At 67.0% G+C, this 26803-nt stretch carries 35 protein-coding genes; 6 read left to right on the forward strand and 29 right to left on the reverse strand.

Annotated features, from left to right (window positions below; all coding sequences use genetic code 11):
- The 6 genes from MBTS_RS18550 to MBTS_RS18575 form a co-directional block, all read left to right on the forward strand.
- On the forward strand, nt 1-446 hold a 446-nt coding region (locus MBTS_RS18550; RefSeq protein WP_192216215.1), incomplete at its 5' end, for a chemotaxis protein CheW.
- Nucleotides 447-501: 55 nt separating this feature from the next.
- On the forward strand, nt 502-2172 hold the full coding sequence (locus MBTS_RS18555; protein WP_056143056.1) for a methyl-accepting chemotaxis protein: 1671 nt from the start codon (nt 502-504) through the stop codon (nt 2170-2172).
- 26 nt (nt 2173-2198) lie between these two features.
- A complete protein-coding gene (locus MBTS_RS18560; protein WP_192216216.1) occupies nt 2199-4517 on the forward strand; it encodes a hybrid sensor histidine kinase/response regulator in 2319 nt (772 codons plus the stop codon).
- Between the two features lie 65 nt (nt 4518-4582).
- A complete protein-coding gene (cheB, locus tag MBTS_RS18565; protein WP_043764710.1) occupies nt 4583-5656 on the forward strand; it encodes a chemotaxis-specific protein-glutamate methyltransferase CheB in 1074 nt (357 codons plus the stop codon).
- Nucleotides 5653-7389 carry a response regulator gene (locus MBTS_RS18570; protein ID WP_018044201.1) on the forward strand — a complete coding sequence of 579 codons (1737 nt, stop codon included), beginning with the start codon at nt 5653-5655 and terminating at the stop codon, nt 7387-7389. The genes cheB and MBTS_RS18570 overlap by 4 nt, the downstream gene beginning before the upstream one ends.
- 2 nt (nt 7390-7391) lie before the next feature.
- Nucleotides 7392-9257 (forward strand): response regulator, encoded by a 1866-nt coding sequence (locus MBTS_RS18575; RefSeq protein ID WP_192216217.1) that lies wholly within the window; start codon nt 7392-7394, stop codon nt 9255-9257.
- A gap of 123 nt (nt 9258-9380) precedes the next feature.
- Here the strand turns inward: MBTS_RS18575 and rplQ are convergent, their stop codons facing one another.
- The 29 genes from rplQ to tuf all read right to left on the reverse strand — a co-directional run bounded on the left by rplQ (nt 9381) and on the right by tuf (nt 26800).
- Nucleotides 9381-9791 (reverse strand): 50S ribosomal protein L17, encoded by a 411-nt coding sequence (rplQ, locus tag MBTS_RS18580; RefSeq protein WP_018044203.1) that lies wholly within the window; start codon nt 9789-9791, stop codon nt 9381-9383.
- A gap of 196 nt (nt 9792-9987) precedes the next feature.
- On the reverse strand, nt 9988-11007 hold the full coding sequence (locus tag MBTS_RS18585) for a DNA-directed RNA polymerase subunit alpha (RefSeq protein ID WP_018044204.1): 1020 nt from the start codon (nt 11005-11007) through the stop codon (nt 9988-9990).
- A gap of 119 nt (nt 11008-11126) precedes the next feature.
- Nucleotides 11127-12002, reverse strand: a complete 876-nt coding sequence (locus MBTS_RS18590) for an MBL fold metallo-hydrolase (RefSeq protein ID WP_192216218.1) — start codon at nt 12000-12002, stop codon at nt 11127-11129.
- A gap of 45 nt (nt 12003-12047) precedes the next feature.
- Nucleotides 12048-12437, reverse strand: coding sequence for a 30S ribosomal protein S11 (gene rpsK / locus MBTS_RS18595; protein ID WP_018044206.1), 390 nt, complete (start codon nt 12435-12437; stop codon nt 12048-12050).
- A gap of 171 nt (nt 12438-12608) precedes the next feature.
- Entirely contained in the window at nt 12609-12977 is a 369-nt protein-coding gene (rpsM, locus tag MBTS_RS18600) for a 30S ribosomal protein S13 (RefSeq protein ID WP_018044207.1), read from the reverse strand.
- A gap of 211 nt (nt 12978-13188) precedes the next feature.
- Entirely contained in the window at nt 13189-13791 is a 603-nt protein-coding gene (locus MBTS_RS18605; RefSeq protein WP_018044208.1) for an adenylate kinase, read from the reverse strand.
- Nucleotides 13792-13907: 116 nt separating this feature from the next.
- Nucleotides 13908-15245, reverse strand: coding sequence for a preprotein translocase subunit SecY (secY, locus tag MBTS_RS18610; RefSeq protein ID WP_018044209.1), 1338 nt, complete (start codon nt 15243-15245; stop codon nt 13908-13910).
- Nucleotides 15246-15394: 149 nt separating this feature from the next.
- A complete protein-coding gene (gene rplO / locus MBTS_RS18615; RefSeq protein ID WP_018044210.1) occupies nt 15395-15892 on the reverse strand; it encodes a 50S ribosomal protein L15 in 498 nt (165 codons plus the stop codon).
- 11 nt (nt 15893-15903) lie between these two features.
- A complete protein-coding gene (gene rpmD, locus MBTS_RS18620; RefSeq protein ID WP_018044211.1) occupies nt 15904-16095 on the reverse strand; it encodes a 50S ribosomal protein L30 in 192 nt (63 codons plus the stop codon).
- A gap of 12 nt (nt 16096-16107) precedes the next feature.
- Nucleotides 16108-16695, reverse strand: a complete 588-nt coding sequence (gene rpsE / locus MBTS_RS18625) for a 30S ribosomal protein S5 (RefSeq protein WP_018044212.1) — start codon at nt 16693-16695, stop codon at nt 16108-16110.
- Between the two features lie 93 nt (nt 16696-16788).
- Nucleotides 16789-17151 (reverse strand): 50S ribosomal protein L18, encoded by a 363-nt coding sequence (rplR, locus tag MBTS_RS18630; protein WP_192216219.1) that lies wholly within the window; start codon nt 17149-17151, stop codon nt 16789-16791.
- A gap of 12 nt (nt 17152-17163) precedes the next feature.
- Nucleotides 17164-17697, reverse strand: coding sequence for a 50S ribosomal protein L6 (gene rplF / locus MBTS_RS18635; RefSeq protein WP_018044214.1), 534 nt, complete (start codon nt 17695-17697; stop codon nt 17164-17166).
- A 22-nt stretch (nt 17698-17719) separates the two neighbouring features.
- Nucleotides 17720-18115: a 30S ribosomal protein S8 gene (rpsH, locus tag MBTS_RS18640; protein ID WP_018044215.1), complete on the reverse strand. Its 396-nt coding sequence runs from the start codon at nt 18113-18115 to the stop codon at nt 17720-17722.
- A 12-nt stretch (nt 18116-18127) separates the two neighbouring features.
- Nucleotides 18128-18433 carry a 30S ribosomal protein S14 gene (gene rpsN, locus MBTS_RS18645; protein ID WP_018044216.1) on the reverse strand — a complete coding sequence of 102 codons (306 nt, stop codon included), beginning with the start codon at nt 18431-18433 and terminating at the stop codon, nt 18128-18130.
- A 39-nt stretch (nt 18434-18472) separates the two neighbouring features.
- Entirely contained in the window at nt 18473-19039 is a 567-nt protein-coding gene (gene rplE, locus MBTS_RS18650; protein ID WP_018044217.1) for a 50S ribosomal protein L5, read from the reverse strand.
- Nucleotides 19032-19349 (reverse strand): 50S ribosomal protein L24, encoded by a 318-nt coding sequence (gene rplX, locus MBTS_RS18655; RefSeq protein WP_018044218.1) that lies wholly within the window; start codon nt 19347-19349, stop codon nt 19032-19034. The genes rplE and rplX overlap by 8 nt, the downstream gene beginning before the upstream one ends.
- Complete coding sequence (gene rplN / locus MBTS_RS18660; protein ID WP_018044219.1) at nt 19349-19717, reverse strand: 50S ribosomal protein L14; 369 nt, start codon at nt 19715-19717, stop codon at nt 19349-19351. Before rplN ends, rplX begins: the two co-directional genes overlap by 1 nt.
- A gap of 538 nt (nt 19718-20255) precedes the next feature.
- A complete protein-coding gene (rpsQ, locus tag MBTS_RS18665; RefSeq protein WP_018044220.1) occupies nt 20256-20522 on the reverse strand; it encodes a 30S ribosomal protein S17 in 267 nt (88 codons plus the stop codon).
- A 10-nt stretch (nt 20523-20532) separates the two neighbouring features.
- A complete protein-coding gene (gene rpmC / locus MBTS_RS18670) occupies nt 20533-20748 on the reverse strand; it encodes a 50S ribosomal protein L29 (protein ID WP_018044221.1) in 216 nt (71 codons plus the stop codon).
- 12 nt (nt 20749-20760) lie between these two features.
- Complete coding sequence (gene rplP / locus MBTS_RS18675) at nt 20761-21174, reverse strand: 50S ribosomal protein L16 (RefSeq protein ID WP_056143077.1); 414 nt, start codon at nt 21172-21174, stop codon at nt 20761-20763.
- A 49-nt stretch (nt 21175-21223) separates the two neighbouring features.
- Complete coding sequence (rpsC, locus tag MBTS_RS18680) at nt 21224-21964, reverse strand: 30S ribosomal protein S3 (RefSeq protein ID WP_018044223.1); 741 nt, start codon at nt 21962-21964, stop codon at nt 21224-21226.
- Between the two features lie 10 nt (nt 21965-21974).
- Nucleotides 21975-22361, reverse strand: a complete 387-nt coding sequence (rplV, locus tag MBTS_RS18685; RefSeq protein WP_018044224.1) for a 50S ribosomal protein L22 — start codon at nt 22359-22361, stop codon at nt 21975-21977.
- Nucleotide 22362: 1 nt separating this feature from the next.
- Nucleotides 22363-22641, reverse strand: a complete 279-nt coding sequence (gene rpsS, locus MBTS_RS18690; RefSeq protein ID WP_018044225.1) for a 30S ribosomal protein S19 — start codon at nt 22639-22641, stop codon at nt 22363-22365.
- Nucleotides 22642-22646: 5 nt separating this feature from the next.
- Complete coding sequence (rplB, locus tag MBTS_RS18695) at nt 22647-23483, reverse strand: 50S ribosomal protein L2 (RefSeq protein WP_018044226.1); 837 nt, start codon at nt 23481-23483, stop codon at nt 22647-22649.
- A 25-nt stretch (nt 23484-23508) separates the two neighbouring features.
- The gene (locus MBTS_RS18700) at nt 23509-23805 is read right to left on the reverse strand and encodes a 50S ribosomal protein L23 (protein ID WP_018044227.1); all 297 of its coding nucleotides are present in this window, start codon (nt 23803-23805) and stop codon (nt 23509-23511) included.
- On the reverse strand, nt 23802-24422 hold the full coding sequence (gene rplD / locus MBTS_RS18705) for a 50S ribosomal protein L4 (RefSeq protein ID WP_027172970.1): 621 nt from the start codon (nt 24420-24422) through the stop codon (nt 23802-23804). The genes MBTS_RS18700 and rplD overlap by 4 nt, the downstream gene beginning before the upstream one ends.
- Nucleotides 24422-25165, reverse strand: a complete 744-nt coding sequence (gene rplC / locus MBTS_RS18710; protein WP_018044229.1) for a 50S ribosomal protein L3 — start codon at nt 25163-25165, stop codon at nt 24422-24424. Before rplC ends, rplD begins: the two co-directional genes overlap by 1 nt.
- Before the next feature lie 50 nt (nt 25166-25215).
- Complete coding sequence (gene rpsJ, locus MBTS_RS18715) at nt 25216-25524, reverse strand: 30S ribosomal protein S10 (protein ID WP_018044230.1); 309 nt, start codon at nt 25522-25524, stop codon at nt 25216-25218.
- Between the two features lie 85 nt (nt 25525-25609).
- Entirely contained in the window at nt 25610-26800 is a 1191-nt protein-coding gene (gene tuf, locus MBTS_RS18720) for an elongation factor Tu (protein WP_018044231.1), read from the reverse strand.
- Nucleotides 26801-26803: the final 3 nt, after the last annotated feature.

Consider the following 26803-nt stretch of genomic DNA (forward strand, 5'->3'; position numbering starts at 1 on the left):
CGCGCCGGCACCACCTGGACTCCGTCGTCCAGGTGGTGCCGGCGCGGACCTACACGCCCGTTCCGGGGGCGCCCCCGGAACTCCTCGGCCTGATCGCCCTCTCCGGCCGCGTCGTCAGCGTGCTCAGCCTCGCGGGCGCCCTCTCGCGTCCGCTTCCCTCGCGGGCGGATTCTTCGCGGGCCGAGTCCTCGACGGCGACGGGCCACATCCTCGTCCTGCGCGGCGGCATCGCCCCCGTGGCCCTCGCCGTCGACCGGGTTCTCGCCGTCGCGGACGTGGACGGCGCGCTCACGACCGAACCGGTTCTCACGGGCGGCTTTGGTGCGGATGCGGTTTCGGGCTATGCACCGGCTCCCGGCCCGGAGGCCGCCCATCAGGGCGGAGAGGCCGGCTTCGTCGTCATCGATCTGCCGCGTCTCCTGCGGCGATACCTGCCTCAAGGCTGACGGCAAGGCTCCCCCGGAGCCTTTCCCGTCGAGCGGTTTCGGAGCGTCGCCCAGCGTGTCGATCTCGATCGGAAAACGGATCCTCATCGGCTTCGTCGCCATCACCCTGGTGATGGTGGGGCTCGGCGTCTACGCGCTGGGCCAGATCGGAGCCGTCCGCGACAATACCGCGACGATCGTCACGCGCGACCTCACCATCGCGCGCAAGCTCGACGATCTCGGCAACAAGTCGCGCGACCTCGGCAGCCTTCGCCGCAACGGCGTCATCGCGGCTTTGATGCGCAACCGCCCCGATGGCGAGATCGCCGCGAACGTCGATACCTGGCGCCGCGTGGCGTCCGAGGCGGAGGCGATCCTCGTCGACACCGTCCGCACCGCCGACGGCTATGGCGCCACGGCCCCCTCTCCCGAGCGCTCGGCGATCTGGAAGCGGCTCGGCGAGGCCGCCAGCGCCGCCGCGGCGGATTTCCGGAAGCTGCGCACCGCCAGCGAGGTGCAGCTCGCCGCCATCCTGGCCAAGGACGTCGAGGGGGTGGAAGCCCGCAACGACGATCTCAACCGCATCCAGGACGAGTTCCTGCGCGATCTCGACCGCACCCGCGACCTGCTCGACCAGGGAATCGATGCGGGCCAGCGCCGCTCCAGCGACATCTACGAGCGCAGCCTCGTCTCCATCGGCCTCATCCTCGCGCTCTGCGTCGTCCTGAGCATCGTGGTCACGGGCCTCATCCGCCGGGGCGTGGTCAAGCCCCTCGAAGAGGTCATGGCCTTCGCCGAGCATGTGGGGTCAGGCGACCTGACGCGGACGCTCGGGCGCACCGGCTCCGACGAGATCGGCCGCCTGGCATCGACCCTGAACACCATGGTCTCCGGCCTCGCCGACCTCGCCCGCACCAACCGGGCGGCCACCTCCGACCTCAATGCCGCCGCCGCCGAGATCCGCGCTTCCGCCCAGGAACAGGCGGCCAGCGTCGAGGAGCAGTTCGCGGCCGTGCAGGAGACCGCCGCCACGGTCGACGAGATCACCCATTCCGGCGCCCAGATCGGCAAGCGGGCGAGCGAGGTGATCGCCACCGCCCAATCCACCGCGCAGATCTCGCGGGCCGGCCTGCGGGCGGTGGCCGATACGGCCAAGGCCATGGACGCCATCCGCGAGCAGGCGGAGGCGGTGGCCGGCAACATCGTCTCGCTGAGCGAGAAGACCCAGGCGATCGGCGAGATCATCACCACCGTCAACGACATCTCGGAGCGCACCCACCTGCTGGCGCTCAACGCGGCGATCGAGGCGGCGGCGGCGGGCGAGAGCGGCCGGAGCTTCGCCGTCGTCGCCTCGGAGATGAAGCTGCTCGCCGATCAGGCCAAGGCGGCCACCGCGCAGGTGCGCACCATCCTCTCGGAGATCCAGCGGGGCATCAACACCTCGGTCATGCTCACCGAGGAGGCGGTCAAGCGCACCATGACCGGCAAGGCCCGCTCGGACACGACCCAGCGGACCATCGAGGAGATCACCGCCAAGGTCGAGGAGAGCGTCCAGACCTTCCAGCAGATCGTCGCCTCCACCAACCAGCAGCAGCTCGGCATCGAGCAGGTGATGGGCGCCCTCCAGAACATCCGGCAGGCGAGCCAGCAGACCGCCGCCGGGACCCGCGAGGTCGAGGCGGCCTCCGCCAATCTCACCGAACTCGCCCAGGCGCTCCTGACCCTCGCCGACCGATACCGGCACTGACGGGAGAGGCCGGGCGCAACCGACCGATGGATATCCGCCAGCAGCTCCTCGCGGCCTTCGAGGTCGAACATCGCGAGCATATCGATGCGATCCGCGCCGCCTTGGCCCATGTATCCTTGGCCCATGTCTCCTTGACCCACGTTTCCTTGGCCGGTGCGGTCGGGAACGTCCCTCCCGACTGGAACGACGTCTTCCGCCGGGCGCACAGCCTGAAGGGCGCCTCGCGGGCGGTGGACCTGCCGAAGGTCGAGGCCGTGGCCCATCGGCTCGAGACCCTGTTCGAGCGGATCGTCGCCGGCGACGCCGCCCTCGACCGTGAGGCGACGGGGGCCGTCCACCTCGCCCTGGACCGGATCGAGGCCTATGTCGCGGCCCTCAAGGGCGAAGCGGACCCGGCCATGCCGGCCGATGCGCTCGCGTCCCTCGATCGCTGCCTCGCCGGCCCGTCCCCGGTTCCCGCCGAGCCGCCGCCGGCCCGGCCGGATTCGCCTGCGGTCGGTATCCCGGCGCCATCGCCGCCGCAGAAGCCTCCACCGATCCCGGCCGAACCCACCGTCGATGCGGGCGCGCTCCTGCGCGTGCCCGCCGACGCGGTGGAGGCGATGACGCGGGCCTCGCATGAGCTGACCAGTGCGCTCGGCGCGGAATCCGTTGTGGCGGAGGGGCTGGCGAAGCTCCAGCGGGACGCCGCCGCCCTCGGCCGCCGGGCCGAAACCCTTCGCGGCGGCGAAGCCCGTAGCGGCAAGGGCCGATCCGAGCCCGGAGCGGACGCGTCCGGCCTCGACGCCATCAGGGCGGAGTTGCGCGGTTTCGAGACGGCGCTCCTCGCCCTCGCCCGCGATGCCGCGCTGCTCGGCCGTATCCGCACCGGCGCCATCGCCGCGGCGGACGCCGCCGCCGCCCGGATCGGACGGGAGGCCGAGCGACTGGCCCTCGTGCCGGCGGAGACCGTGTTCGGCGCGTTTCCCCGGGCGCTGCGCGACATGGCGCGCGAGGCCGGCCGGGAGATCGACGTCGTGACGCGCGGTCTCGACCTCCCCGTCGACCGCGCCATGCTTCAATCGCTGAAGGACCCGGTCCTCCACGCCCTGCGCAATGCCCTGAGCCATGGCGCGGAGCCGCCCGAGCAGCGTGAGCGCCGGGGCAAGCCGCCCGAACTCTCGATCACCCTCGACGTCGCCGTGCGCGGCGGCCGCTTGGTCATCGGCATCCATGACGACGGGCGCGGGCCTGACCTGCGCGCCATCGAGGCGACGGCGCGGGCGCGCGGCCTGATCGGTGGCGTCGACGGCGATCCCGATTCCTTCCTCGCCCTGGTGTTCGAACCCGGCTTCTCCACCGCCTCCGCCATCGACACCCTGTCCGGGCGGGGCATCGGCCTGTCCGTCGTCGCCGACACGGTCCGGCGTCTCGGCGGCAGTGTCCGGCTCGAACCGCGTGTCCCGGCCGGGACGTCGCTGATCATGCATCTCCCGCTGTCGGCGGCGCGGCGGACCCTGCTGCTGGTGGATGTCGGCGCCGCGATCTTCGCCCTGCCGAGCGCCAGCGTGGAGCGCCTCCTGCGCCTCGACCGGTCGAGCCTCTCCTCTGTGATGGGCCGGACCATGGTCCGTCTGCCGAGGGAGGGCGGCGAGGATCTGTCCCTGCCCCTGGTGGATCTGGCGGGCCTCATCGGGGTGGCGAGCGAGGACAACCGCCCGAGCGAGGGCCGCCCGGTGACGGCGGTGCTGATGCGCGCGGGCGGCCGGTCCTGGGCGATGCGGATCGATGCCCTGCGCGATGTCCGCAACCTTCTCGTCCTGCCGGCACCGCCCATCGGCGCCGATCCGCGCCTGATCTCGGGCACCGTCGTCCTGGGGGGCGATACGCCGGTCCTCGTCCTCGATCCCGACGGTCTGGCCGCCCGGGCGGGCGAGACGAGCCACGCGGCGCCGGAGCCCATCGACGAACCCTCCGGAACAGCCGCGCTCCCGCGACGTTCGACGATCCTGGTGGTCGACGATTCCATCACCACGCGAACCTTGGAGAAGGGCATCTTGGAATCGGCGGGCTACCGCGTCGTCGTCTGCGTCGACGGGCAGGACGCCCTCGACCGCCTGCGCGCCGGCATCGAACGGGTGGATCTGGTCGTGGCCGACGTGGAGATGCCGCGCCTCGACGGGTTCGGGCTGCTGAAGGCCCTGCGGGCGGACGAGGCCTTCGCCCGCCTTCCCCTGATCCTGATGACCTCACGGGGGGATGCCGACGATGTCGCACGGGGGCTCTCTCTCGGCGCCGACGCCTATCTGACGAAACAGACGTTCGACCAGCGCCAGCTTCTCGATACGATCGGGCAATTGTTGTGAGTGACGCCGAGCAGACACCGATCGAGACCCCTCCGGCGGCGAGGCGGGGCCCCCCCGTGCGCGTGATGCTGGTGGAGGATTCCCTCGTGGTCCGTGAGCTCCTGCGCCATATCGTCGGCCGCGACCCGCGCCTCGAAGTGGTGGCCGCCGTCGCGTCCGGCGAGGAAGCCCTCGCGGTGCTCCCCAATACCCGTCCCGACGTCATCTCGATGGATATCCGTCTCCCCGGCATCGACGGGCTGGAGACCACGCGCCGGATCATGGCCGAGCAGCCGACGCCCATCGTCGTCATCGCGGATTCGGTGGAGGATTCCTCCCTGCGCATCTCCATGAACGCGCTACGCGCCGGCGCACTCTCCGTGGTGGAAAAGCCGGTGGCGACGACGCATGCCGGCTACGATGCCGTCTCTTCAGAAATCTGCACGCAGCTGCGCATCATGGCCGAGGTGCCGGTGATCCGGCGTCGGCCGATCGGGTCGGAATGGGCCGGGCGCCGGGGTGCACCCCTGTCGCCGTCAGACCTCGCCGCGCCCCCGGCCGCCTCGAACGCCGCCAGCGTCCTGGCGATCGCCGCCTCCACCGGCGGCCCGCCTGCCCTCGCCCGCGTCATCGGAGGGTTGCCCGACGGGTTCCCGCTTCCCGTCCTCGTGGTCCAGCATATGGGGCCGGCCTTCATGGAGGGATTCGCCTCCTGGCTGAACGGAGTCGTCTCCCTCCCGGTCAGGCTCGCCGCCGATGGCGAGCGGGCCGAGGCCGGACATGTCTACGTGGCGCCGGGCGACCGGCACCTCGAATGGGCGCCCGGAGGGCACCTGCGCCTCCTCGATGCGGCGCCCGTCGGCGGCCAGCGCCCGGCCGCCACCGTCCTGTTCTCCTCGGTGGCCCGCCATGCCGGGGCGCGCGGCATCGGCGTCCTTCTCACCGGCATGGGCGAGGATGGCGCCACGGGCCTCCTCGCCATGCGCCAGGCCGGTGCCCAGACCGTGGCCGAACACGAGAGTACCGCCGTCGTGTTCGGCATGCCGGCGGCAGCGATTCGCCTCTCGGGAGCCTCCGCGATCCTCCCCCTCGACCAGGTCGCTCCCCATCTCGTCCGCCTCGCCTTGCCCGGCCTCGCGGCGAAGGACCCCTTCGCATGAGCGGGATCGGCAGTCCCGACGGTACCCTCCCCCGGCCCCGGATCCTGCTCGTCGAGGATTCCGAGACGCAGGCGCTGGAACTGCGCCTGCTCCTGGAGAGCCACGGTTTCTCGGTGGAGCGCTGCCCAACGGCGGAGATGGCCCTCGACCATCTCAACACCCGCCTGCCCGACCTCGTCGTGGCCGATCACCACCTGCCGGGTATGAACGGCGACGAGTTCACCCGCCAGCTTCGCCTGTCCCTGCGCACCCGCGCTTTGCCCCTGCTGATGCTCACCGGCGCCCGCGACGGCGAACGCCAGGGGCTGGAGAGCGGCGCCGACGCCTATGTGGCGAAATCCGCCGACCGGGATATCCTGATCCTGCGCATCCGCGCCCTCCTGCGTGAGCGCCAGGGGGGCGCTGCCTCCGGCGACGGTCCGGGCGTCTCGGCGTTTCGGCGCGGCCGCGTCCTCGTGGTCGACGGCAGCGCTACCTATCGGACCTTCCTTGCCGGCCTTCTTGCCCATGAGGGCCACGAGGTCCGTACCGCCGCCACCCACGACGCCGCCCTCGCCGCCCTCGACGAGGCCGATGCCGCCTTCGATTGCGTGACCATCGACCTCCTCGGCCCCGCCTATGACGGCCTCGCGTTGTGCAGGGCCATCGACCGGCGCCGCGCGGCGGGGATCGAGGCACGGGAGGCGGGAGCGCCGACCTTCCACCTCGTCGGCATCGCCGGCAGCGCCCCGGCCAAGGATTTCCTGGTCGAAGCCTATGCGGCCGGGGCCGACGACGTGGTCTCGAAGGCCGACGGCGAAGTCCTCGTCATCCGCGTCAGGGGCCTCGTCCGGCGCAAGCTGCTGGAAGAAGACGACCGCCGCATCGCCGGCGAGTTCGGCGCCCGCGAGCGAGCGCTCGAACGCGCGCGCGCCGAGGCCGAGGCGGCCGAGGCGCGTGCCGCCCTGGCCGGTGCCCTCGAACAGGCCAACCGGGATCTCGCCACCGCCAACCGCAAGCTCACGGATGCCCAGGCCAAGCTGGTCCAGGCCGCCAAGATGGCGTCCCTCGGCGAACTCGTTGCCGGCATCGCCCATGAGATCAACAATCCCCTCGCCTTCATCTTGGCGCATCAGGGCACGGTCGAGCGCCTGCTCGGCGAGATCGCGGAATCCGAGGCGGAACTCGCCTCGCACCGGTCGCTCGCCAAATGCCGCGACCGCGTGGGTTCCATGCGGATGGGCCTCACGCGCATCCAGGATCTCGTGCTGAACCTGCGCAAGTTCTCGCGCCTCGACGAAGGCGAGCGCACCCTCGTCAACGTTCCCGAATCGATCGAGACGGTGCTCGCCCTGATCCAGCACAAGCTCGGGACGCGGATTACCGTCGAACGCGACTTCTCGGGCCGGCCCGAGATCCACTGCACCCCCGCCCTTCTCAATCAGGTCGTCATGAACATCCTCGGCAATGCCGCCGATGCCATGCCGGAATCCGGCACCATCTCCATCGTCACCCAGGAATTGCCCGAGACGGACGTGATCCGTATCAGCGATACCGGACCCGGCATTCCCGAGACCCTGCGGGAAAAGATATTCGAGCCCTTCTTCACCACGAAGCCCGTGGGCGCGGGAACGGGTCTCGGGCTGGCGATTGCATACAGCGTGGTACAGGCGCATAGCGGCTCGCTCAGCGTGGAGACGGCCGAAGGGGGGGGAGCCTGTTTCGTGATCGGCATTCCGCGGCAGGCAGCGTAGACATGGTCAAAGGCACGATCCTCGCCGTCGATGACGAGCCGGACATCCTGATCGCCCTCGAAGACCTGTTCGAGGACGATTACACGGTCATCACCACGACGAAGCCGTCCGAGGCCCTCGAGATCCTCAGGGCGAGCCCGGACATCGCCGTCATCCTCTCCGATCAGCGGATGCCCGGCATGACCGGCGACGTCATGCTGGCCGAGGCCCGGGCGTTCCACGACGCGCAGACGATCCTGCTCACCGGCTATGCCGATATGAGCGCCGTCGTCGCCGCTCTCAACCGGGGTGGCATCACCGGCTACGTCACCAAGCCGTGGGACCCCGTCCTGCTGCGCTCCACCGTCCGTCAGGCCTTCGAGCGCCACAGCCTCGCCCGCGAGCTCGCCACCGAGCGCGCTCTGCTCCTCGGGCTCCTCGACAATGCGGAAGACGCCATCGCGTTCAAGGACAAGGAGGGCCGCTTCGTCCGCCTCAACGCGCGCAAGGCCGGACGACTCGGCCACACCGTCGCCGAGTGCCTCGGACGCACCAGGGAGGAGATCGAGGGCAGGCCGAGTGGGGAGAGCGCCGCGCGCGAAGCCGACCGCGCCGCGATCGCGAGCGGAAGCATCTCCGAGACGGTGTCCGCCGAGGGACCTGTCGGCGCCGAGCGCTGGAGCCATGTCACCCGCGTGCCGATTCGCGGTGCCGCCGGCGCCATCACCCACCTCGCCACCATCGAGCGGGACGTCACCGAGCAGAAGAACCTGGAGGCGCGCCTGCGCCAGTCGGACAAGATGCAGGCTCTGGGCACCCTCGCGGGCGGAATCGCCCACGACTTCAACAACCTTCTCACCGCGATCCTGGGCAGCCTCGAACTCGTCGGCCCCAAGATCGTCGATCAGCCGCGGGTCCAGCGCCTGGTCACCAACGCGACGCAGGCCGCGCAGCGCGGCGCGTCTTTGACGAAGCGCCTCCTCAGCTTCAGCCGGGCGCGCGACCTGCGGCCCCGATCGGTGGACGTGAATGCCCTCGTCGCCGGGATGGACGTGCTGCTCGGCGGGAGCCTCGGCGGGCTCGTCAGCGTGACCACCGACCTCGACGCCGCCCATCCGGCGGCCCGGGTCGATCCCGACCAGCTGGAACTCGCCATCCTCAACCTCTGCATCAATGCGCGTGACGCCATGCCGGACGGCGGATCGATCGCCATCGCCACGGGCGCGGTGACGGTGACCGACGATCCCGACCTGACGGCCGGAGACTACGTCACCGTGACGATCACCGATTCGGGCATGGGCATCCCGCCCGAGATCCTGGCGCGGGTCTGCGAGCCGTTCTTCACCACCAAGTCGGTGGGCCAGGGCACCGGCCTCGGCCTCGCCATGGTGTTCGGCCTCACCCAGCAGTCGCAGGGCAAGCTGCGCATTACGAGCGAAGTCGAGAAGGGCACGACGGTCGAGCTGTTTCTCCCCCGCGCGGACCTCGCCGAGGAGAGACCGCCGCTCGCCGCCGCGACGGCGCCACGCGCCGTGAGTCCGGCGCGTATCCTCGTGGTGGACGACGATGCCGAAGTCCGGCACGTCACCGCCTCCTTCCTCAACACCTTCGGCTACACCGAGACCGAAGCGGCGGACGGGGCGGCGGCGGTGGCCCTGTTGGAGCGCTCCTCCTTCGACCTCATCGTGGCGGACCTCGCCATGCCCGGAATGACGGGCGTCGAACTCGCGGAGATCGTGCGGCGGCGCTGGTCGACCGTCCCGATCCTCATCGTGACCGGCCATGCCGAGGCGATCCCGATCCCCGAGGACCTGCCGGTTCTGCGCAAGCCCTTCGAATCGGCCGATCTCGCCGCTCTTGTGTCGGGGATGCTCGTCTCCGCAACGTGAGCCCCCGTGCCTCCGCTCGGAACGTTTCGTGCGGGGGACCGAACCGATGGTCCGGGTGACGCGGGCAAGAAAAAAGGCGGCCCAGGGGCCGCCTTTCTGCCGTCGGATAGGGGGAGCCGAGGCTTACGCCGCGTCGGAGACCTGCGACGGACCCGAATCCAGGCCGCGGGCATCCACGTCGCGGTCGACGAACTCGATCACGGCGAGCGGCGCGTTGTCGCCGTAGCGGAAACCGGCCTTCATGATGCGGCAATAACCACCCGGACGGGCGTTGTAGCGCGGGCCGAGGACGGCGAAGAGCTTGCGGACCATGGCCTCGTCGCGGATCTGCGACATGGCGAGGCGGCGCGTGTGCAGGCTGTCGATCTTGCCCAGGGTGATGAGCTTCTCGATGACCGGACGCAGATCCTTGGCCTTCGGCAGCGTGGTGATGATCTGCTCGTGCTTGATCAGCGCGGCGGACATGTTGGCGAACATCGCCTTGCGGTGTTCGGTGGTGCGGTTGAAGCGACGACCGCGAAATCCATGACGCATCTGGCTGTTCCTTGCTTATCTGGCCGCCGTGCCACGGTACGGCCGAGCGCCCCATGATTGGGACTGTTCATTCCGCATGACCCCGCGGCGGGATTCTTCGGGAGTTCGCGTTCGCACGAACCCCCGACGTGTCGGCCAAACAAACGGCGCCGGGATGCGCCCGTAAGGTTCGGCCCGAGGCGGCTTCGCCTCCGCCTCAGTAGTGCTCTTCGAAGCGCTTGGCGAGATCTTCGATGTTCTCCGGCGGCCAGCCGGGGATGTCCATGCCGAGATGGAGACCCATCGCGGCCAGGACTTCCTTGATCTCGTTGAGCGACTTGCGGCCGAAGTTCGGGGTGCGCAGCATTTCGCCCTCCGACTTCTGGATGAGGTCGCCGATATAGACGATGTTGTCGTTCTTCAGGCAATTCGCCGAACGGACCGACAGTTCGAGCTCGTCGACCTTCTTGAGCAGGGCCGGATTGAAGGGGAGCTGCGGCGCGAGCGGCTGCGCCTCTTCCTTGCGGGGCTCCTCGAAGTTCACGAACACCTGGAGCTGGTCCTGGAGGATGCGCGCGGCGTAGGCCAGCGCGTCCTCCGGCGACACGGCGCCGTTGGTCTCGATCGTCATCGTCAGCTTGTCCTTGTCGAGATCCTGGCCCTCGCGGGTGGTCTCGATGCGGTAGGACACCTTGGTGACCGGCGAGAACAGGGCGTCCACCGGGATCAGGCCGATCGGCGCGTCCTCGGGGCGGTTGCGCTCGGCCGGGACGTAGCCCTTGCCGGTGGCGACGGTGAATTCCATCCGGATTTCGGCGCCGTCGTCGAGGGTACAGATGACGAGTTCGGGATTGAGAATCTGGATATCGCCGACGGCTGCGATGTCGCCGGCGGTGACGGTGCCCGGACCGGTCTTGCGCAGGGTGAGGCGCTTGGGCGCTTCGGTCTGCGACCGGATCGCGATGGTCTTGATGTTGAGGACGATGTCGGTGACGTCCTCACGCACGCCGGGGATCGACGAGAACTCGTGCAGCACGCCGTCGATCTGGACCGAGGTCACGGCCGCGCCCTGGAGCGACGACAGGAGAACCCGGCGCAGGGAGTTGCCGAGGGTGGTGCCGAAGCCGCGCTCGAGGGGCTCGGCGACGACGGTGGCGACCCGCTTGGGGTCATGCCCGGTCGAAACCTGGAGCTTGTTCGGCTTGATGAGCTCTTGCCAGTTCTTCTGTATGACCACGGTCCTACCTCTCGCACTTCCGACACGAGCCACTGCAGTGGTCGGTCCTTGAGCCCTTCCCGCGCATCGCCTTGCACGGCTCGGTCTCGAAAATCATGTGCCCGCGAAGTGGCGGGCGGTTAGTGGGCCGCGACCCAGAGTTCCGGGACGAAGCTGTAGGCCCCGCCGTCCCGCGCCACGTAGCCGAGCGCCGGAAATTCCAGATGGCCGCCGGTGACGAAGGTTCTCTCGCTCGAGACCTCATCCAGCATCCGCTTGCGCACCGCTCTCGCCCGATCCGGATCCACGTCGAAGACCATCGTGGCCTCCGGTCGCTTGAACTGGATCGCTGGCAGATGGACGATATCCGCCCACATCAGGAGGGACGCCGAGCCCGACACGATGCGAAAGCCGGTATGACCCGGCGTATGCCCCGGCAAGGGAACCGCCGTGATGCCCGGAAGGACCTCACCATCGGTCATCGTCCGCACGCGGCCGGCATAGGGGGCCACCGCCTTCTGCGCGTTCTGGAAATACGGCCGGGCTCCCTCGGGAGCCCGTGAGATCGCGTCGTCCGCCAGCCAGTGAGCGGTCTCGGCCTGATGCAGGACGAGTTCGGCATTGGGATAGGCGGCCGAACCGTCCTTATGAATCAAGCCACCGGCATGATCGGGATGGAGATGCGTGAGCAGCACCGTCTCGATATCGCTCGGGCTGACCCCGGTCGCCGCGAGTGCTGCCGGAATGTAACCGAGCGTGTCGCCACCGAAATGACCCATGCCCGAATCGATGAGGATCGGCTTCCGGCCGGGCGCCTCGATCAGGAAGGCGTTGAGCGTGATCCGAGGAGCCTGCGCACGAAAGCCGGCCGCCTGAAGCGAACCGGCCTCGTCCGACCCGATCCCGGTGACGAGATCGAGGGAGCCTTGAAGGTAACCGTCATTCAGAACGGTGACGGTCAGATCGCCAAGGCTCCAGCGTAGAACGCCGGGGAGCGCCTTCACGGCATCGGGCACACGTTTCTCCGCTTTCACACCAAGGGGCCGGGCAACGAACCGGTATCAGACGCGACGACGCTTGCGCGGACGGCAGCCGTTATGCGGAATCGACGTCACGTCGCGGATGGAGGTCACGGTGAAGCCGGCCGCCTGCAGCGCGCGGAGCGCCGATTCACGGCCCGAACCGGGACCGGACACCTCGACCTCGAGGGTGCGCATGCCGTGCTCGGAAGCCTTGCGGGCCGCGTCCTCGGCGGCGACCTGGGCGGCGTAAGGGGTCGACTTGCGCGAGCCCTTGAAGCCCATGGCGCCGGCGGACGACCAGGAGATGGTGTTGCCCTGCGCATCGGTGATGGTGATCATCGTGTTGTTGAACGAGGCGTTCACATGGGCGACGCCCGACACGATGTTCTTGCGTTCGCGGCGGCGAATGCGGGTTGCTTCCTTGGCCATTGTCTCTCGTCTCGTCCTTCAGGCGCGCCCGTCATTCCAGGCGCTCGGGATTTTTGCGGTATCGGCGGCGCGGATCTGGATGACCGAGCCGCCATACGGGCTGCCGATAGCGGGCCACCCGGCGCGACAGACGGGAGGCGGAGCGAAAAGCTGCCTCCCAATCTTATAAAATTACTTCTTCTTGCCGGCGATCGGCTTCGACTTGCCCTTGCGGGTGCGCGCATTGGTATGCGTACGCTGACCACGGACGGGCAGATTGCGGCGGTGACGCAGGCCACGGTAGCAGCCGAGATCCATCAGACGCTTGATGTTCATCGACACTTCACGGCGCAGATCGCCCTCGACGATGTAGTCGCGGTCGATCGTCTCGCGGATCGACAGCACTTCGGCGTCGGTCAGCTGGTTCACGCGGCGCTCGGCGGGGATGCCCACCTTGCCGGTGATCTCTTCGGCCTTCTTCGCGCCGATGCCGTGGATGTACTGGAGCGCGATGACGACGCGCTTGTTGGTCGGGATGTTGACGCCTGCGATACGGGCCAAGGTCTCACTCCATTGGGCGCTCGGACGCTGCGGTCCGGCCCTGCTGTGTCACGCGCGTCCGGTGGAGGCCGGCCCCTGCGCGCCGCCCATAACGACAAATCGGCCCGCAGCGCCTCTTTAACGAAGGCACTCCAGACCCATCACGCATGGACGAATAGGGGCCTGCTAGCGCGACCCGACGATATTGTCAACGACCACCGAGTCGACGATTTCAGGATGCGGTGGTGCTGGCCAGAGGTTCGAGGAGAGCCATCACCTCGTTCGTCACCTCGTCCACCGGCTTCATGCCGTCGACGGTCCGAAGCATGCCGAGGCTCGCATAATAGGCCGAGAGCGGCGCCGTCTGCGCGCGGAAGGCGGAAAGGCGCGTCTTGAACACTTCGGGCGTGTCGTCCTTGCGGACGGGTTCCCCGCGTGCGGCGGTCTCGGCGGCGCGCTTGGCGATGCGCCCGACGAGGATCTCCTCGTTCACAGCGAACTCGACGACCGTATCCAGCTGCAGGTTCTTCTCGGCCAGCATCCTGTCCAGGGCCGCAGCCTGCTCCACCGTGCGGGGGAACCCGTCGAGGATAAAGCCGGGGCGGGCATCCGCCTCTTCGATCCGGTCGGCCACGATTCCGACCACGACGGAATCCGGAACCAGTCCACCGCTCTCCATGATCGACTTCGCTTCGAGGCCGACGGGGGTACCGGCGGCCACGGCCGCGCGCAGCATGTCACCCGTGGAAAGCTGCGGAATGCCGAAACGCTCGACGATCCGGGCCGACTGGGTTCCCTTACCGGCTCCAGGTGGTCCGAGCAGAATTATCCGCATAGCGTCGTTGTCCTCGTCCGGTAGCCGCGTCGGGCGTTGGGGTTCTGGCGTTCAGGGCACGGAGAAGACGATGCCTGCCGGCATCGTCCTGGTCGATCGGCGTCGTCTGGGGCGCCTCAGCGGCGCCGGGTGGCGCCGCGCAGCTTCGCCTTCTTCACGAGGCCCTCATACTGGTGGGCCATCAGATGTCCATGCACCTGGGCCACCGTATCCATCGTCACCGATACGACGATGAGAAGCGAGGTGCCGCCGAATCCGAGGCTCGCCGATGCGTAGGAGGCCAGGATCTCCGGCACAAGGCAGACGAAAGTCAAATACAGGGCGCCGATCAGCGTGATGCGCGTCAGCACCTTGTCGATGAAGGTGGCGGTCCGCTCGCCCGGACGGATGCCGGGAATGAAGCCGCCCTGCTTCTTCAGGTTGTCCGCCGTCTCCTGCGGATTGAAGACGACCGCCGTGTAGAAGAACGCGAAGAAGATGATCAGCGCCGCGTAGAGAACCATGTAGAGCGGCCGGCCATGGCCGAGATAGGTCGTGATGGTGGCCAGCACCCCGGTGCCGCCGTTATTGGCCGAGAAGCTCGCCACGGTGGCGGGCAGCAGGAGCAGCGACGAGGCGAAGATCGGCGGGATGACGCCGGCGGTGTTCAGCTTCAGCGGCAGGAACGAGGTCTGACCCTCGTACATGCGGTTGCCGACCTGGCGCTTGGGGTAGTTGATGAGAAGCCGGCGCTGGGCCCGCTCCATGAACACGATGAAGTAGACGAGGACGATGGCCGCCAGGCCGACGCCGAGGATCACGGCGGCGGACAGCGCACCGGTCCGGCTCAGTTCGAGCGCACCCACGATGGCGGTGGGCAGATGGGCGACGATGCCGGCGAAGATGATGAGGGAGGAGCCGTTGCCGATGCCGCGCGACGTGATCTGCTCGCCGATCCACATCAGGAACAGGGTTCCGCCCGTGAGCGTGATGACGGTGGACAGGATGAAGAACGGGCCGGGATCGATCGCGGCGCTCGAACTCTGGAGGCCGAAGGCGATGCCCCAGCTCTGGACCAGCGCCAGCACCACCGTGAGATAACGGGTATACTGGTTGATGACCTTCCGACCGGATTCCCCCTCCTTCTTCAGCGTCTCCAGGCTCGGGATCACCGAGGTGAGAAGCTGAATGATGATGGAGGCCGAGATGTACGGCATGATGTTGAGGGCGAAGATCGCCATGCGCTCGACGGCACCGCCGGAGAACATGTTGAACAGCCCGAGGACGCCGCCGGCCTGCTGCTGGAAGTTCCGCGCGAACTGCTCTGGGTCGATGCCGGGAATCGGGATGTAGGTGCCGAGGCGGAACACCACGAGCGCACCCAGCGTGAACCAGATGCGCTTCTTGAGCTCGTCGGCCTTGGCGATGGCCCCGAAATTGAGGTTCGCGGCAAGCTGCTCGGCGGCTGAGGCCATGGCACCCGTTCCTGAGATAGATCCAGATTGGGGGTTGAAGCACCCCCGAACAAACTGAAACGGCGGCCACGCGCAGGTCGCACGGGCCGCCGCTCAGAGCTTCGACTTAAAGTCTGCCCCGACGCTACGCAACAGCGGCGTCGGAAGACTTATTCCGCGGCAGGCTTGCCGCGGGTGGAGATGCCGGCACCGTAAGCGACGTTGACCGTGCCGCCGATCTTCTCGACAGCCTCGACCGCCGACTTCGACGCGCGGGTGACCTCGAAGGAGAGCTTCGCGGTCAATTCGCCGACGCCGAGCAGCTTCACGCCGTCACGGGGACGGGCGATGATTCCGGCGGTGACGAGGGACTCAACCGTGACGACCGCCGAAGCATCGAGACGGCCGGCATCGACAGCCTGCTGGACGCGACCGAGGTTCACCTCGTTCAGGTCCGTGGAATACAGATTGTTGAAGCCGCGCTTGGGCAGGCGACGGTGAAGCGGCATCTGGCCGCCCTCGAAGCCCTTGATCGAGACGCCGGTACGGGCCTTCTGACCCTTGACGCCGCGACCAGCGGTCTTGCCCTTGCCGGAGCCGATGCCCCGGCCGACGCGCATCCGGTTCTTGGTCGCGCCGTCGTTATCGTGGATTTCGTTCAGTTTCATGATGCCCTCCCTCAGGCCGCGTCGTCGAGGACGCGCACGAGGTGGTGCACCTTGCGGATCATTCCGCGCACGGAGGGAGTATCCTCCAGCGTGGCCACCCGGTGCAGCTTGTTGAGCTTGAGGCCGATCAGCGTCGCACGCTGGTCGCCCTCGCGGCGGATCGGCGAGCCGATCTGCTCGACGCGGAGAGTCTTCGTTGCCATTGCACCCTCCCCTTAAGCGACTGCGGCTTCGGACAGGTCGGACGGATCGGCATCGCGGCGGCGAGCCTGAAGCGTCGACACCTTGAGACCCCGACGGGCCGCGACGGCGCGCGGGCTGTCCTCGTTCTTCAGCGCCTCGAAGGTGGCGCGGACGAGGTTGTAGGGGTTCGACGAGCCGAGCGACTTGGCCACGACGTCCTGCATGCCCAGCGTCTCGAAGACGGCGCGCATCGGGCCGCCGGCGATGATGCCGGTACCCTGGGGGGCGGCGCGCAGGATGACCTTGCCGGCGCCGTGACGTCCGTAGACGTCGTGATGGAGGGTGCGGCCCTCGCGCAGGGCGACACGGACGAGACCGCGCTTGGCGGCTTCCGTGGCCTTGCGGATGGCTTCCGGCACTTCACGTGCCTTGCCGTGGCCGAAGCCGACGCGACCTTTCTGATCGCCAACGACGACGAGGGCGGCGAAACCGAAGCGACGGCCACCCTTCACCACCTTGGCGACGCGGTTGATGTGGACGAGCTTGTCCACGAATTCGCTGTCGCGCTCCTCGCGCTCATCGCGGCGGCCGCGGCCACCGCCTTCCCGTTCACGTGCCATGTTTGAATCCTGTCTCACTGACGCGGGCGGCGGAGCCCGCTCGCTTGATAGCTTGTCCGAGGGACGGCCTGTGCCGCCCCTCCCCGCCTGGTCTTAGAACTCGAGGCCACCCTCACGGGCGGCGTCGGCGAGCGCCTTGACGCGCCCGTGATAGATGTAGCCCGAACGGTCGAAGATCACCCTGGTGACTCCGGCGGCCTTGGCGCGCTCGGCGACGAGCTTGCCGACTGCCGCGGCCGCTGCCGTATCGGCACCGGTCTTCAGGCCCGAGCGGAGATCCTTGTCGAGGGTCGAGGCGGCGGCGAGGGTCTTGCCCTCGGCGTCGTCGATGACCTGAACGTAGATCTGCTTGGAGGAACGGAACACCGAGAGCCGGGGCCGTCCATTCGCCGCCGCCCGCAGCGCGCGGCGCACACGCGCCTTGCGGCGGTCGAGTGCATCGATTTTGCGTGACATGATGGCCGGCCCTTACTTCTTCTTGCCTTCCTTGCGGAAGATGAACTCACCCGCGTACCGCACGCCCTTGCCCTTGTAGGGCTCGGGACCGCGATAATCGCGAATCTCGGCTGCCACCTGTCCCACCACCTGCCGGTCGATGCCGGAGATGACGATCTCGGTGGGCTTGGGCACCGCGATCGTGATCCCGACCGGGATCTCGTACTCGATGTCGTGGCTGTAGCCGAGGGAGAGCTTGAGGGCCTTGCCGGCCATGGCGGCACGATAGCCGACGCCGGTGATCTCGAGCTTCTTCTCGAACCCCTTGGAGACGCCCTCGACGAGGTTCGCCACCTGAGCCCGGGAGGTGCCCCACAGCGAGCGGGCCTCCTTGGTCTGGTTCTTGGGCAGCACCGAGACGGCGCCGTCCTCGAACTTCACGTCCACCACATTGGGGACGACATATTTGAGCTCACCCTTGGAGCCCTTCATCGTTACCGTCTGACCGGTCACCGTGGCCGTCACACCGGACGGGACGGGAACGGGCTTCTTGCCTACGCGAGACATTGCCTTTCCTCCAAGTCCGAGATCAGAACACCTTGCAGAGCACTTCGCCGCCGACGTTGCGCTCACGCGCCTCGTGGTCGGCCATGACGCCCTGCGGGGTGGACACGATGGTGACGCCGAGACCATCGGCGACGCGGGGAAGTTCGGTCACGGCCGAATAGACACGGCGGCCGGGCTTCGAGACGCGCTGGATCGAGCGGATGACGGGCTGGCCGTCATAGTACTTGAGCTCGATCGAGAACTCGGTGCGGCCGTTGCCGAAATCGGTCGTGGCGTAATCGCGGATGTAGCCCTCGGCCTTGAGGACGTCGAGAACGCTCGCACGGAGACGCGAGCCGGGCGTCTGAACGACGTTGCGGCGGCGCATCTGACCGTTGCGGATGCGGGTGAGCATATCACCCACGGGATCGTTGACCATGGTGTCTGCTCCTTACCAGCTGGACTTGACCAGACCGGGGATGAGACCCCGATTGCCAAGTTCCCGAAGCGCCACGCGCGAGATGCCCATCTTGCGGTAGAAAGCGCGGGGACGTCCCGTGATGCCGCAACGGTTGCGGACCCGGGTCGCCGACGAGTTGCGGGGCAGTTCCGCGAGCTTGAGGCGCGCCTCGAAGCGCTCCTCCATCTCGAGGCCTTCGTTGTTGGCCGTGGCAAGGAGGGCCTTACGCTTGGCGGCGAACCGCTTCACGAGTTCCTTGCGGTGGTTGTTCTTCTCGACTGAGCTTTTCTTTGCCATGTCTCTCTCCAGTGTCCGCGTCTAAGCGCTTTTCAGCACTTACTGCCGGAACGGGAATCGGAATTGCGAGAGGAGCGCGCGTGCCTCGGCATCGGTGCGAGCCGACGTCTGGATCACGATGTCCATGCCCCAGGTGGCATCGGCCTTGTCGTAGGAGATCTCCGGGAACACCAGGTGCTCCTTGAGGCCCAACGCGTAGTTGCCGTTGCCGTCGAACGAACGGGGGTTCAGGCCGCGGAAGTCACGAACGCGCGGGAGCGCGATGGTGATCAGGCGGTCCATGAACTCGTACATCCGGTGCTTGCGCAGGGTGACCTTGCAGCCGATCGGCATGCCTTCGCGGACCTTGAAGGTCGCGATGGCCTTGCGGGCCTTGGTGATGACCGGCTTCTGGCCGGCGATCAGAGCAAGGTCGCCGGCGGCGACGGTGGCCTTCTTGGAATCGGCGGTGGACTCGCCGACGCCCATGTTGATCACGATCTTCTCGATGACCGGAACCTGCATGGGGTTCTTGTAGCCGAACTCTTCGATCAGCTTCTGGCGGACGACCTCATCGTAATGCTTGCGCAGACGAGGGGTGTACGCGTCGTTGTTCTTCTCAGCCATCGATCAGATCCCCCGAGCGCTTGGCGAACCGGACCTTGCGGCCGTCGTCGAGAATGCGGAAACCAACGCGCGTCGGCTGACCGTCCTTGGGGTCGGCGATCGCGATGTTGGACAGATGAATCGCGGCTTCCTTGGAGATGATGCCGCCTTCCTGGTTCTGCGTCTGCTTCTGGTGCTTCTTGACCAGATTGACCCCGCGCACGAGCGCACGGTCTTCCTTCGGCATCACCTGGATGACCTCGCCGGAGCGACCCTTGTCGCGTCCGGTGAGAATGACGACCTTGTCGCCCTTCTTGACTTTGGCAGCCATCACAGCACCTCCGGAGCGAGCGAGATGATCTTCATGTGGTTCCGGGCGCGCAACTCGCGCGGCACGGGTCCGAAGATACGGGTGCCGATCGGCTCTTTCTGATTGTTGATCAGGACAGCGGCGTTCTTGTCGAACCGGATCACGGATCCGTCGGCGCGCTTCACTTCCTTGGCGGTGCGAACGACGACGGCTTTCATGACGTCGCCCTTCTTCACGCGGCCGCGGGGAATGGCCTCCTTCACCGAGACGACGATGATATCGCCGACACCGGCATACTTGCGCTTCGACCCGCCGAGAACCTTGATGCACATCACGCGACGCGCACCAGAATTGTCGGCGACGTCCAGATTCGTCTGCATCTGGATCACGAGAGTGACCTTTCCTTGTTTCAGACGGGTTTCCGCACACGGACGGTATTGTCCGGCGGACGACGTCTGATGGGGATCTGATGTCCCCGGCTCATATAGAAGGACCGCGCATTCGGCGTTTCTCAACGCCGGCGCGGTCACCGCGGTCCAGGGTGCGAACACCCTTTTGCATGTCGCGAAGGACGGCCTATTACTAGAGAGGGAAGCGCGGCGCAAGAGCAAAGACGCGCAGCCGCGCTGCAGACGGCAATCCAGGACGGGTCTTCATCGAAAGGCCCGACCGGTCGTATCCGACGCCGGGAGCCATCCTGATTCGCACCGTTGATGACGAGCGTGGGAGAGCGGAACTGAATGCTCGGCGGATTTGAGCAAGTGTTCGCGGTCGAAGCCATCTGATTCGGTGACGCTCGATCAGTCGGATAGGGCGACCGACAAGAAGTCATGCACCTCGGCGAATCGCTCGTTCTTCCCGGCTAGGCACAAGACGCAAAAAAGCGGGCGCAGAAGCTGCGCCCGCTTTAACAAAACTGCATCGGTCTCACGCTTCGGCGGAAGGTGCTTCCACGGCGGCTGCGCCACCTTCGATGAGCTTCCAGGTCTTGGTCTTCGAGAAAGGACGGCATTCCTCGATCGACACGGTCTGGCCGACCTTGGCAATGTTGGTCTCGTCGTGGGCGTGATAGTTCTTCGAACGACGGACGGTCTTCTTCATCACCGGATGGGTGAAGCGACGCTCCACCTTCACGACGATGGTCTTCTCGCCCTTGTCGCTGACGACGACGCCCTGCAATACGCGCTTCGGCATGGTGTACTCCTCAGGCCTGCGCGGACTTCAGCGTCTTCTGACGCTGGAGAGTGCGAACGCGGGCGATATCGCGGCGGACCTCACGGACGCGGGCGACGTTCTCGAGCTGGCCGGTGGCGCCCTGGAAGCGCAGGTTGAACTGCTCCTTCTTCAGGTTCAGCAGCTCATCGTTCAGCTGATCGGGCGACAGGGCGGCCAGATCCGACTGTCTCTGTGACGACTTCATGATCCCCTCCCCTTAGTCAGCGATGCGCTGAACGACGCGCGTGCGGATCGGGAGCTTCGCCGCACCGAGGCGCAGGGCCTCTTTGGCGATGTCCTCGGCGACGCCGTCGACTTCGAACATGATACGTCCGGGATGCACGCGGGCAGCCCAGAACTCGGGTGCACCCTTACCGGAGCCCATGCGGACTTCGGTGGGCTTCGCCGTGACCGGAACGTCCGGGAAGATCCGGATCCAGACACGGCCCTGGCGCTTCATCTCACGGGTGATCGCGCGGCGGGCCGCCTCGATCTGACGTGCGGTGATGCGCTCGGGCTCGATGGCCTTCAGGCCAAACGTCCCGAAATTGAGGTCGAAGCCGCCCTTGGCCGCACCGTGGATGCGACCCTTGAACTGCTTACGGAACCTGGTCTTCTTGGGTTGCAACATGGCAGCCTCTCAACACCTTCTATGGCTAACGGGCGTACGCGATCACGCCTCAGGCGTGTTCGCGCCGGCCGCGCTCGCGGCCACCCTCGCCATCGCGCTCGCGACGTCCGCCCGAACGGCCGCCTTCTTCCTGAGCGCGCTTGTCCTGCGCCATCGGGTCGTGCTCGAGGATTTCGCCCTTGAACACCCACACCTTGATTCCGCACGTCCCGTAGGTCGTGAAGGCGGTCGCCACGCCGTAATCGACATCCGCGCGCAGGGTATGCAGTGGGACGCGACCTTCGCGGTACCATTCCTGACGAGCGATCTCAGCGCCGCCGAGGCGACCCGAGCAATTGATCCGGATGCCTTCGGCACCGAGACGCATGGCCGACTGCACGGCGCGCTTCATGGCACGACGGAAGGCGACACGACGCTCGAGCTGCTGGGCGATCGAATCGGCCACCAGGGTGGCATCGATCTCGGGCTTGCGCACCTCGACGATGTTGATCGTCACGTCGGCCTTGGTCAGGGTGCCGACGAGCTTGCGCAGCTTCTCGATATCCGCGCCCTTCTTGCCGATCACCACGCCCGGACGGCCCGAGTGGATGGTGACGCGGCACTTCCGGTGCGGACGCTCGATGACGATCTTGGACACGGCAGCCTGCTTCAGCTGCTTCATGAGGGCGGCGCGGATGGCGACGTCCTCGTGCATGAGTTTCGCGTATTCACCCTTCTGGGCGAACCAGCGGGAGTCCCAGGTTCGGTTGATACCGAGCCGCAGACCGATCGGATTGACTTTCTGGCCCATCAGGTCCTCCTCACGCCGCTTCGGCGGTCGGGACTTCGCGCACCACGATGGTGAGGTTCGCGAAGGGCTTCAGGATGCGGGCGCCGCGGCCACGGGCACGAGCGTGGAAACGCTTGAGCACGAGGGCCTTGCCGACGAAGGCCTCGGAGACGACGAGATCGTCGACATCGAGGTCATGGTTGTTCTCGGCATTGGCGATGGCGCTCTCGAGGCACTTCTTGACCTCGCGGGCGATCCGCTTGCGGGAGAATTCCAGGTCGGCCAGAGCCGACTCGACCTTCTTACCGCGGATGAGTTGCGCAACGAGATTGAGCTTCTGAGGGCTCACGCGCAGCATGCGCGCGACGGCCTTCGCCTCGTTCTCGGGGAGCGCGCGGGGGGTGGCTTGCTTGCCCATCTCAGCGCCTCTTCGCCTTCTTGTCGGCTGCGTGGCCGTGGAAGGTACGGGTCGGCGAGAACTCGCCGAACTTATGACCGACCATCTCCTCGGACACGTAGACCGGGATATGCTTCTGTCCGTTGTGCACACCGAAGGTGAGCCCGACGAACTGCGGCAGGATCGTGGAGCGACGGCTCCAGATCTTGATGACTTCGTTGCGGCTGGATCCGCGAGCGGTCTCAGCCTTCTTGAGGAGGTAGCCGTCGATGAACGGCCCCTTCCAGAGCGAGCGTGCCATGAGGGTTACTTCTTGCGGTTGTGACGGCTGGCGAGGATGAAGACATCGGTCCGCTTGTTCGAGCGGGTCTTCTTCCCCTTGGTGGGCACGCCCCAGGGCGTGACCGGGTTACGGCCGCCCGAGGTACGACCCTCACCGCCGCCGTGCGGGTGATCGACCGGGTTCATGGCAACGCCGCGAACGTGCGGGCGCTTGCCGAGCCAGCGATTGCGGCCGGCCTTGCCGAGCGAGATGTTCATGTGGTCCGGGTTCGACACCGCACCGACACTGGCGAAGCAATTGCCGTGGACCAGGCGCTGCTCACCCGAGTTTAGACGCAGGGTGACGTATCCCTGGTCGCGCCCGACGATCTGGGCGTAGTTCCCGGCGGAGCGGGCGATCGCGCCGCCCTTACCGATCTTCAGCTCGACATTGTGGACGATCGTGCCCACCGGCATGTTGCCGACCGGGCCGGCATTGCCCGGCTTGATGTCGACCTGCTCGGCGGCGATCACCTTGTCGCCCGGCGACAGACGCTGGGGAGCCAGGATGTAGCTCTGCACGCCGTCGGGGAACGTGATCAGCGCGATGAACGCCGTGCGGTTGGGATCGTACTCGATCCGCTCCACGGTGGCGGCCACGCCGAGCTGCTCGCGACGCTTGAAATCGACGTTGCGCAGGGTGCGCTTGTGACCACCGCCGCGGAAGCGGACGGTGATGCGACCGAGGTTGTTGCGGCCGCCGGACGACGACTTGCCCTCGGTGAGTTTCTTGACCGGCTTGCCCTTGTAGAGCTCACGGCGGTCGACGAGCACGAGCTGGCGAAGGCTCGGCGTGACCGGTTTGAATGTCTTCAAGGCCATCGGCTTGATCCTAACGCTTTTCGTGTCAGAGCCCGGTCGTGACGTCGATCGTTTCACCCTCGGCGAGGGTCACGATCGCTTTCTTCACGTCCGAACGCTGTCCGCGAAGCCCGCGGAAAATCTTCTTCTTGCCCTTGGTGACGAGCGTGTTCACGCCCGTGACCTTGACGTCGAACAGCTTCTCGACCGCCTCTTTGATCTGCGGCTTGGTAGCCTTCGGAGAGACCCGGAAGACGACCTTGTTCTGCTCGGTGAGGTTCGTCGCCTTCTCGGTGATGACCGGGGAGACGATGATGTCGTAGTGGCGCGGATCGGCACTCATTTGAATCGCGCCTCCAGCGCATCGATCGCTGCGCGCGTCAGCACGAGCTTGTCGCGACGCAGGATGTCGTAGACGTTGATGCCCTGGACCGGCAGGACGTCGATCTGCGGGATGTTGCGGGCGGCGCGACCGAAGTTCACGTCGACCTCGGCACCGCTGATGATTAGCGCGCTGGACAGGCCCATCTTTTCGAAGCGCTCGACCAGGTTACGGGTCTTGCCGTCGGCGAGCGTCACGTCGTCCACGATGATGAGGGTCTCGGCCTTCACTTTGGCGGACAGGGCGTGACGGAGAGCCAGGGCGCGGACCTTCTTGGGCAGGTCGTGAGCATGGCTGCGCACGACCGGACCGAAGGCACGTCCACCGCCGCGGAACTGCGGAGCGGAGGCTGCGCCGTGACGAGCGTTACCGGTGCCCTTCTGCTTGTACAGCTTCTTGCGCGTGCGGTTGACGTCCGAGCGGTTCTTGACCGCATGGGTGCCGGCCTGACGCTTGGCGAGCTGCCAGCGCACCATACGCTGGAGAAGGTCGGCGCGGGGCTCGAGACCGAAGATGGTCTCGTCCAGGTCGATGGACCCGGCGCCGTCGCCGTCGAGAGTGGTGATATCGAGCTTCATCACGCGTTCTCCTCGGAAGCGGGAGCCTCGGGAGCCGGAGCTTCGGTGGCGGGAGCAGCGGAAGAACCGTTTTCACGGAACTTGCCCGGCTGCGGCACGTCGGCGGGGAGCTTGCGCTTCACCGCGTCGCGGATCTGGATCCAGCCGCCGGCGACACCGGGAACGGCGCCTTCGACGAGGATGAGGCCACGCTCGGGATCCGTGCGCACGACGCGCAGGTTCTGGGTCGTGACCCGGTCGACGCCCATGTGACCGGGCATCTTCTTGTTCTTGAAGGTCTTGCCCGGGTCCTGGCGGCCACCGGTCGAACCGATCGAACGGTGCGAGATGGACACGCCGTGGGTGGCGCGCAGACCGCCGAAGTTCCAGCGCTTCATACCGCCGGCGAAGCCCTTACCCGTGGTCGTGCCCGTCACGTCGACGAACTGGCCGGGGATGAAGTGGTCGGCGGTGATTTCGGCACCGACCGGGATCAGCGCGTCCTCGGACACGCGGAACTCGGCGAGCTTCTGCTTGGGCTCGACCTTGGCGACCGCGAACCGGCCGCGCTCGGCAGCCGACACGTTCTTCACCTTGGCCTTGCCGACGCCGACCTGAAGGGCGACGTAGCCGTTCTTCTCGACGGTACGGTGGGCGACCACCTGGCATTGATCGATTTTAAGCACTGTCACGGGTACATGTTCGCCAGCATCCGTAAAGATGCGGGTCATGCCGACCTTCTGTGCAATGACGCCTGAGCGCATAGGTGTCTCCCTCGCGCGATTCTACGGTAAGCTCTAAATCCCCGCGGGACTTAGAGCTTGATCTCCACGTCCACGCCGGCGGCGAGGTCGAGCTTCATCAGCGCGTCCACGGTCTGCGGCGTCGGATCGACGATATCGAGGACGCGCTTGTGGGTGCGCATCTCGAACTGCTCGCGCGACTTCTTGTCGATGTGCGGCGAGCGGTTGACGGTGAACTTCTCGATATGCGTCGGAAGCGGGATCGGACCACGAATGGTCGCGCCGGTGCGCTTGGCCGTCGACACGATCTCGCGGGTCGAGGCATCGAGGATGCGATGATCGAACGCCTTGAGGCGAATGCGGATATTCTGACCGTTCATGACCTGAAACCTTGGCGGGACTTAAGAAGGGGCGGGCGCGAGGACCCGCCCCTCTGTCGATCCCAGCAGACTGAGCGTACCGAACTTAATCGTTGATGGCTGCGACGACGCCTGCGCCGACGGTGCGACCGCCTTCACGGATGGCGAAGCGGAGCTTCTCTTCCATGGCGACGGGGACGATGAGGGTGACGTCCATGGTGACGCTGTCACCGGGCATCACCATCTCGGTGCCCTCGGGCAGTTCGCAGACACCGGTCACGTCGGTGGTGCGGAAGTAGAACTGGGGCCGGTAGTTGGTGAAGAACGGGGTGTGGCGACCGCCCTCCTCCTTGGTGAGGATGTAGGCTTCGGCCTTGAACTTGGTGTGGGGCTTGACCGAGCCGGGCTTGCACACGACCTGGCCGCGCTCGACGTCCTCGCGCTTGGTGCCGCGCAGGAGCACGCCGACATTGTCGCCGGCCTGGCCCTGGTCGAGCAGCTTGCGGAACATCTCGACGCCCGTGACCGTGGTGGTCTGGGTGTCGCGGATGCCGACGATCTCCACGGTCTCGCCGACCTTGACGATGCCGCGCTCGACGCGGCCCGTCACCACGGTGCCGCGGCCCGAGATCGAGAACACGTCCTCGATCGGCATCAGGAACGGCTTGTCGATCGGACGCTCCGGCTGCGGGATGTAGGCGTCCACCGACTCCATCAGCTTCAGCACGGCGTCGTGGCCGACGGCCTTGTCGCCGTTGTCGAGGGCGACCTTGGCCGAGCCCTTGGTGATCGGGATGTCGTCGCCGGGGAAGTCGTACTTGGAGAGGAGCTCGCGCACCTCCATCTCGACGAGCTCGAGGAGCTCCTCGTCGTCGACGAGGTCGACCTTGTTGAGGAACACCACCAGGGCCGGCACGCCGACCTGACGGGCGAGCAGGATGTGCTCGCGGGTCTGCGGCATCGGGCCGTCGGCGGCCGACACGACCAGGATCGCGCCGTCCATCTGGGCGGCACCGGTGATCATGTTCTTCACGTAATCGGCGTGGCCGGGGCAATCGACGTGGGCGTAGTGACGGTTGGCCGTCTCGTACTCGACGTGGGCCGTCGAGATCGTGATGCCGCGGGCCTTCTCCTCGGGGGCCTTGTCGATCTGGTCGTAGGCCGTGAACGTCGCGCCACCCGACTCCGCCAGGACCTTCGTGATCGCCGCCGTCAGCGACGTCTTGCCGTGGTCGACGTGACCGATCGTGCCGATGTTGCAGTGCGGCTTGGTGCGGGCAAACTTCTCTTTGGCCATCGT

This window comes from Methylobacterium bullatum, from assembly GCF_014845095.1.
GTDB classification, from domain to species: Bacteria; Pseudomonadota; Alphaproteobacteria; order Rhizobiales; family Beijerinckiaceae; genus Methylobacterium; species Methylobacterium bullatum.

Coding starts and splice junctions, on each gene's coding strand:
- rplC (WP_018044229.1), bottom strand. CDS start 25,165: ATGCGCTCAGGCGTCATTGCACAGAAGGTCGGCATGACCCGCATCTTT.
- cheB (WP_043764710.1), top strand. CDS start 4,583: ATGCTGGTGGAGGATTCCCTCGTGGTCCGTGAGCTCCTGCGCCATATC.
- rplE (WP_018044217.1), bottom strand. CDS start 19,039: ATGGCTGAGAAGAACAACGACGCGTACACCCCTCGTCTGCGCAAGCAT.
- rpsE (WP_018044212.1), bottom strand. CDS start 16,695: ATGGCACGTGAACGGGAAGGCGGTGGCCGCGGCCGCCGCGATGAGCGC.
- rpsJ (WP_018044230.1), bottom strand. CDS start 25,524: ATGAACGGTCAGAATATCCGCATTCGCCTCAAGGCGTTCGATCATCGC.
- rplR (WP_192216219.1), bottom strand. CDS start 17,151: ATGTCACGCAAAATCGATGCACTCGACCGCCGCAAGGCGCGTGTGCGC.
- rplO (WP_018044210.1), bottom strand. CDS start 15,892: ATGAAACTGAACGAAATCCACGATAACGACGGCGCGACCAAGAACCGG.
- rpsS (WP_018044225.1), bottom strand. CDS start 22,641: ATGGCACGCTCGCTCTGGAAGGGGCCGTTCATCGACGGCTACCTCCTC.
- MBTS_RS18575 (WP_192216217.1), top strand. CDS start 7,392: ATGGTCAAAGGCACGATCCTCGCCGTCGATGACGAGCCGGACATCCTG.
- rplV (WP_018044224.1), bottom strand. CDS start 22,361: ATGGGCAAGCAAGCCACCCCCCGCGCGCTCCCCGAGAACGAGGCGAAG.
- rplX (WP_018044218.1), bottom strand. CDS start 19,349: ATGGCTGCCAAAGTCAAGAAGGGCGACAAGGTCGTCATTCTCACCGGA.
- MBTS_RS18605 (WP_018044208.1), bottom strand. CDS start 13,791: ATGCGGATAATTCTGCTCGGACCACCTGGAGCCGGTAAGGGAACCCAG.
- rpmC (WP_018044221.1), bottom strand. CDS start 20,748: ATGAAGTCGTCACAGAGACAGTCGGATCTGGCCGCCCTGTCGCCCGAT.
- rpsK (WP_018044206.1), bottom strand. CDS start 12,437: ATGGCCAAGGAAGCAACCCGCATTCGCCGCCGCGAACGCAAGAACATC.
- secY (WP_018044209.1), bottom strand. CDS start 15,245: ATGGCCTCAGCCGCCGAGCAGCTTGCCGCGAACCTCAATTTCGGGGCC.
- rplF (WP_018044214.1), bottom strand. CDS start 17,697: ATGTCTCGCGTAGGCAAGAAGCCCGTTCCCGTCCCGTCCGGTGTGACG.
- tuf (WP_018044231.1), bottom strand. CDS start 26,800: ATGGCCAAAGAGAAGTTTGCCCGCACCAAGCCGCACTGCAACATCGGC.
- rplP (WP_056143077.1), bottom strand. CDS start 21,174: ATGTTGCAACCCAAGAAGACCAGGTTCCGTAAGCAGTTCAAGGGTCGC.
- MBTS_RS18700 (WP_018044227.1), bottom strand. CDS start 23,805: ATGAGTGCCGATCCGCGCCACTACGACATCATCGTCTCCCCGGTCATC.
- rpsH (WP_018044215.1), bottom strand. CDS start 18,115: ATGGTCAACGATCCCGTGGGTGATATGCTCACCCGCATCCGCAACGGT.
- MBTS_RS18570 (WP_018044201.1), top strand. CDS start 5,653: ATGAGCGGGATCGGCAGTCCCGACGGTACCCTCCCCCGGCCCCGGATC.
- rpsN (WP_018044216.1), bottom strand. CDS start 18,433: ATGGCAAAGAAAAGCTCAGTCGAGAAGAACAACCACCGCAAGGAACTC.
- rpmD (WP_018044211.1), bottom strand. CDS start 16,095: ATGGCAACGAAGACTCTCCGCGTCGAGCAGATCGGCTCGCCGATCCGC.
- rplQ (WP_018044203.1), bottom strand. CDS start 9,791: ATGCGTCATGGATTTCGCGGTCGTCGCTTCAACCGCACCACCGAACAC.
- rplD (WP_027172970.1), bottom strand. CDS start 24,422: ATGAAGCTCGATATCACCACTCTCGACGGCGACGGCGCCGGGTCCATC.
- rpsC (WP_018044223.1), bottom strand. CDS start 21,964: ATGGGCCAGAAAGTCAATCCGATCGGTCTGCGGCTCGGTATCAACCGA.
- MBTS_RS18560 (WP_192216216.1), top strand. CDS start 2,199: ATGGATATCCGCCAGCAGCTCCTCGCGGCCTTCGAGGTCGAACATCGC.
- rplB (WP_018044226.1), bottom strand. CDS start 23,483: ATGGCCTTGAAGACATTCAAACCGGTCACGCCGAGCCTTCGCCAGCTC.
- rpsQ (WP_018044220.1), bottom strand. CDS start 20,522: ATGCCGAAGCGCGTATTGCAGGGCGTCGTCGTCAGCGACAAGGGCGAG.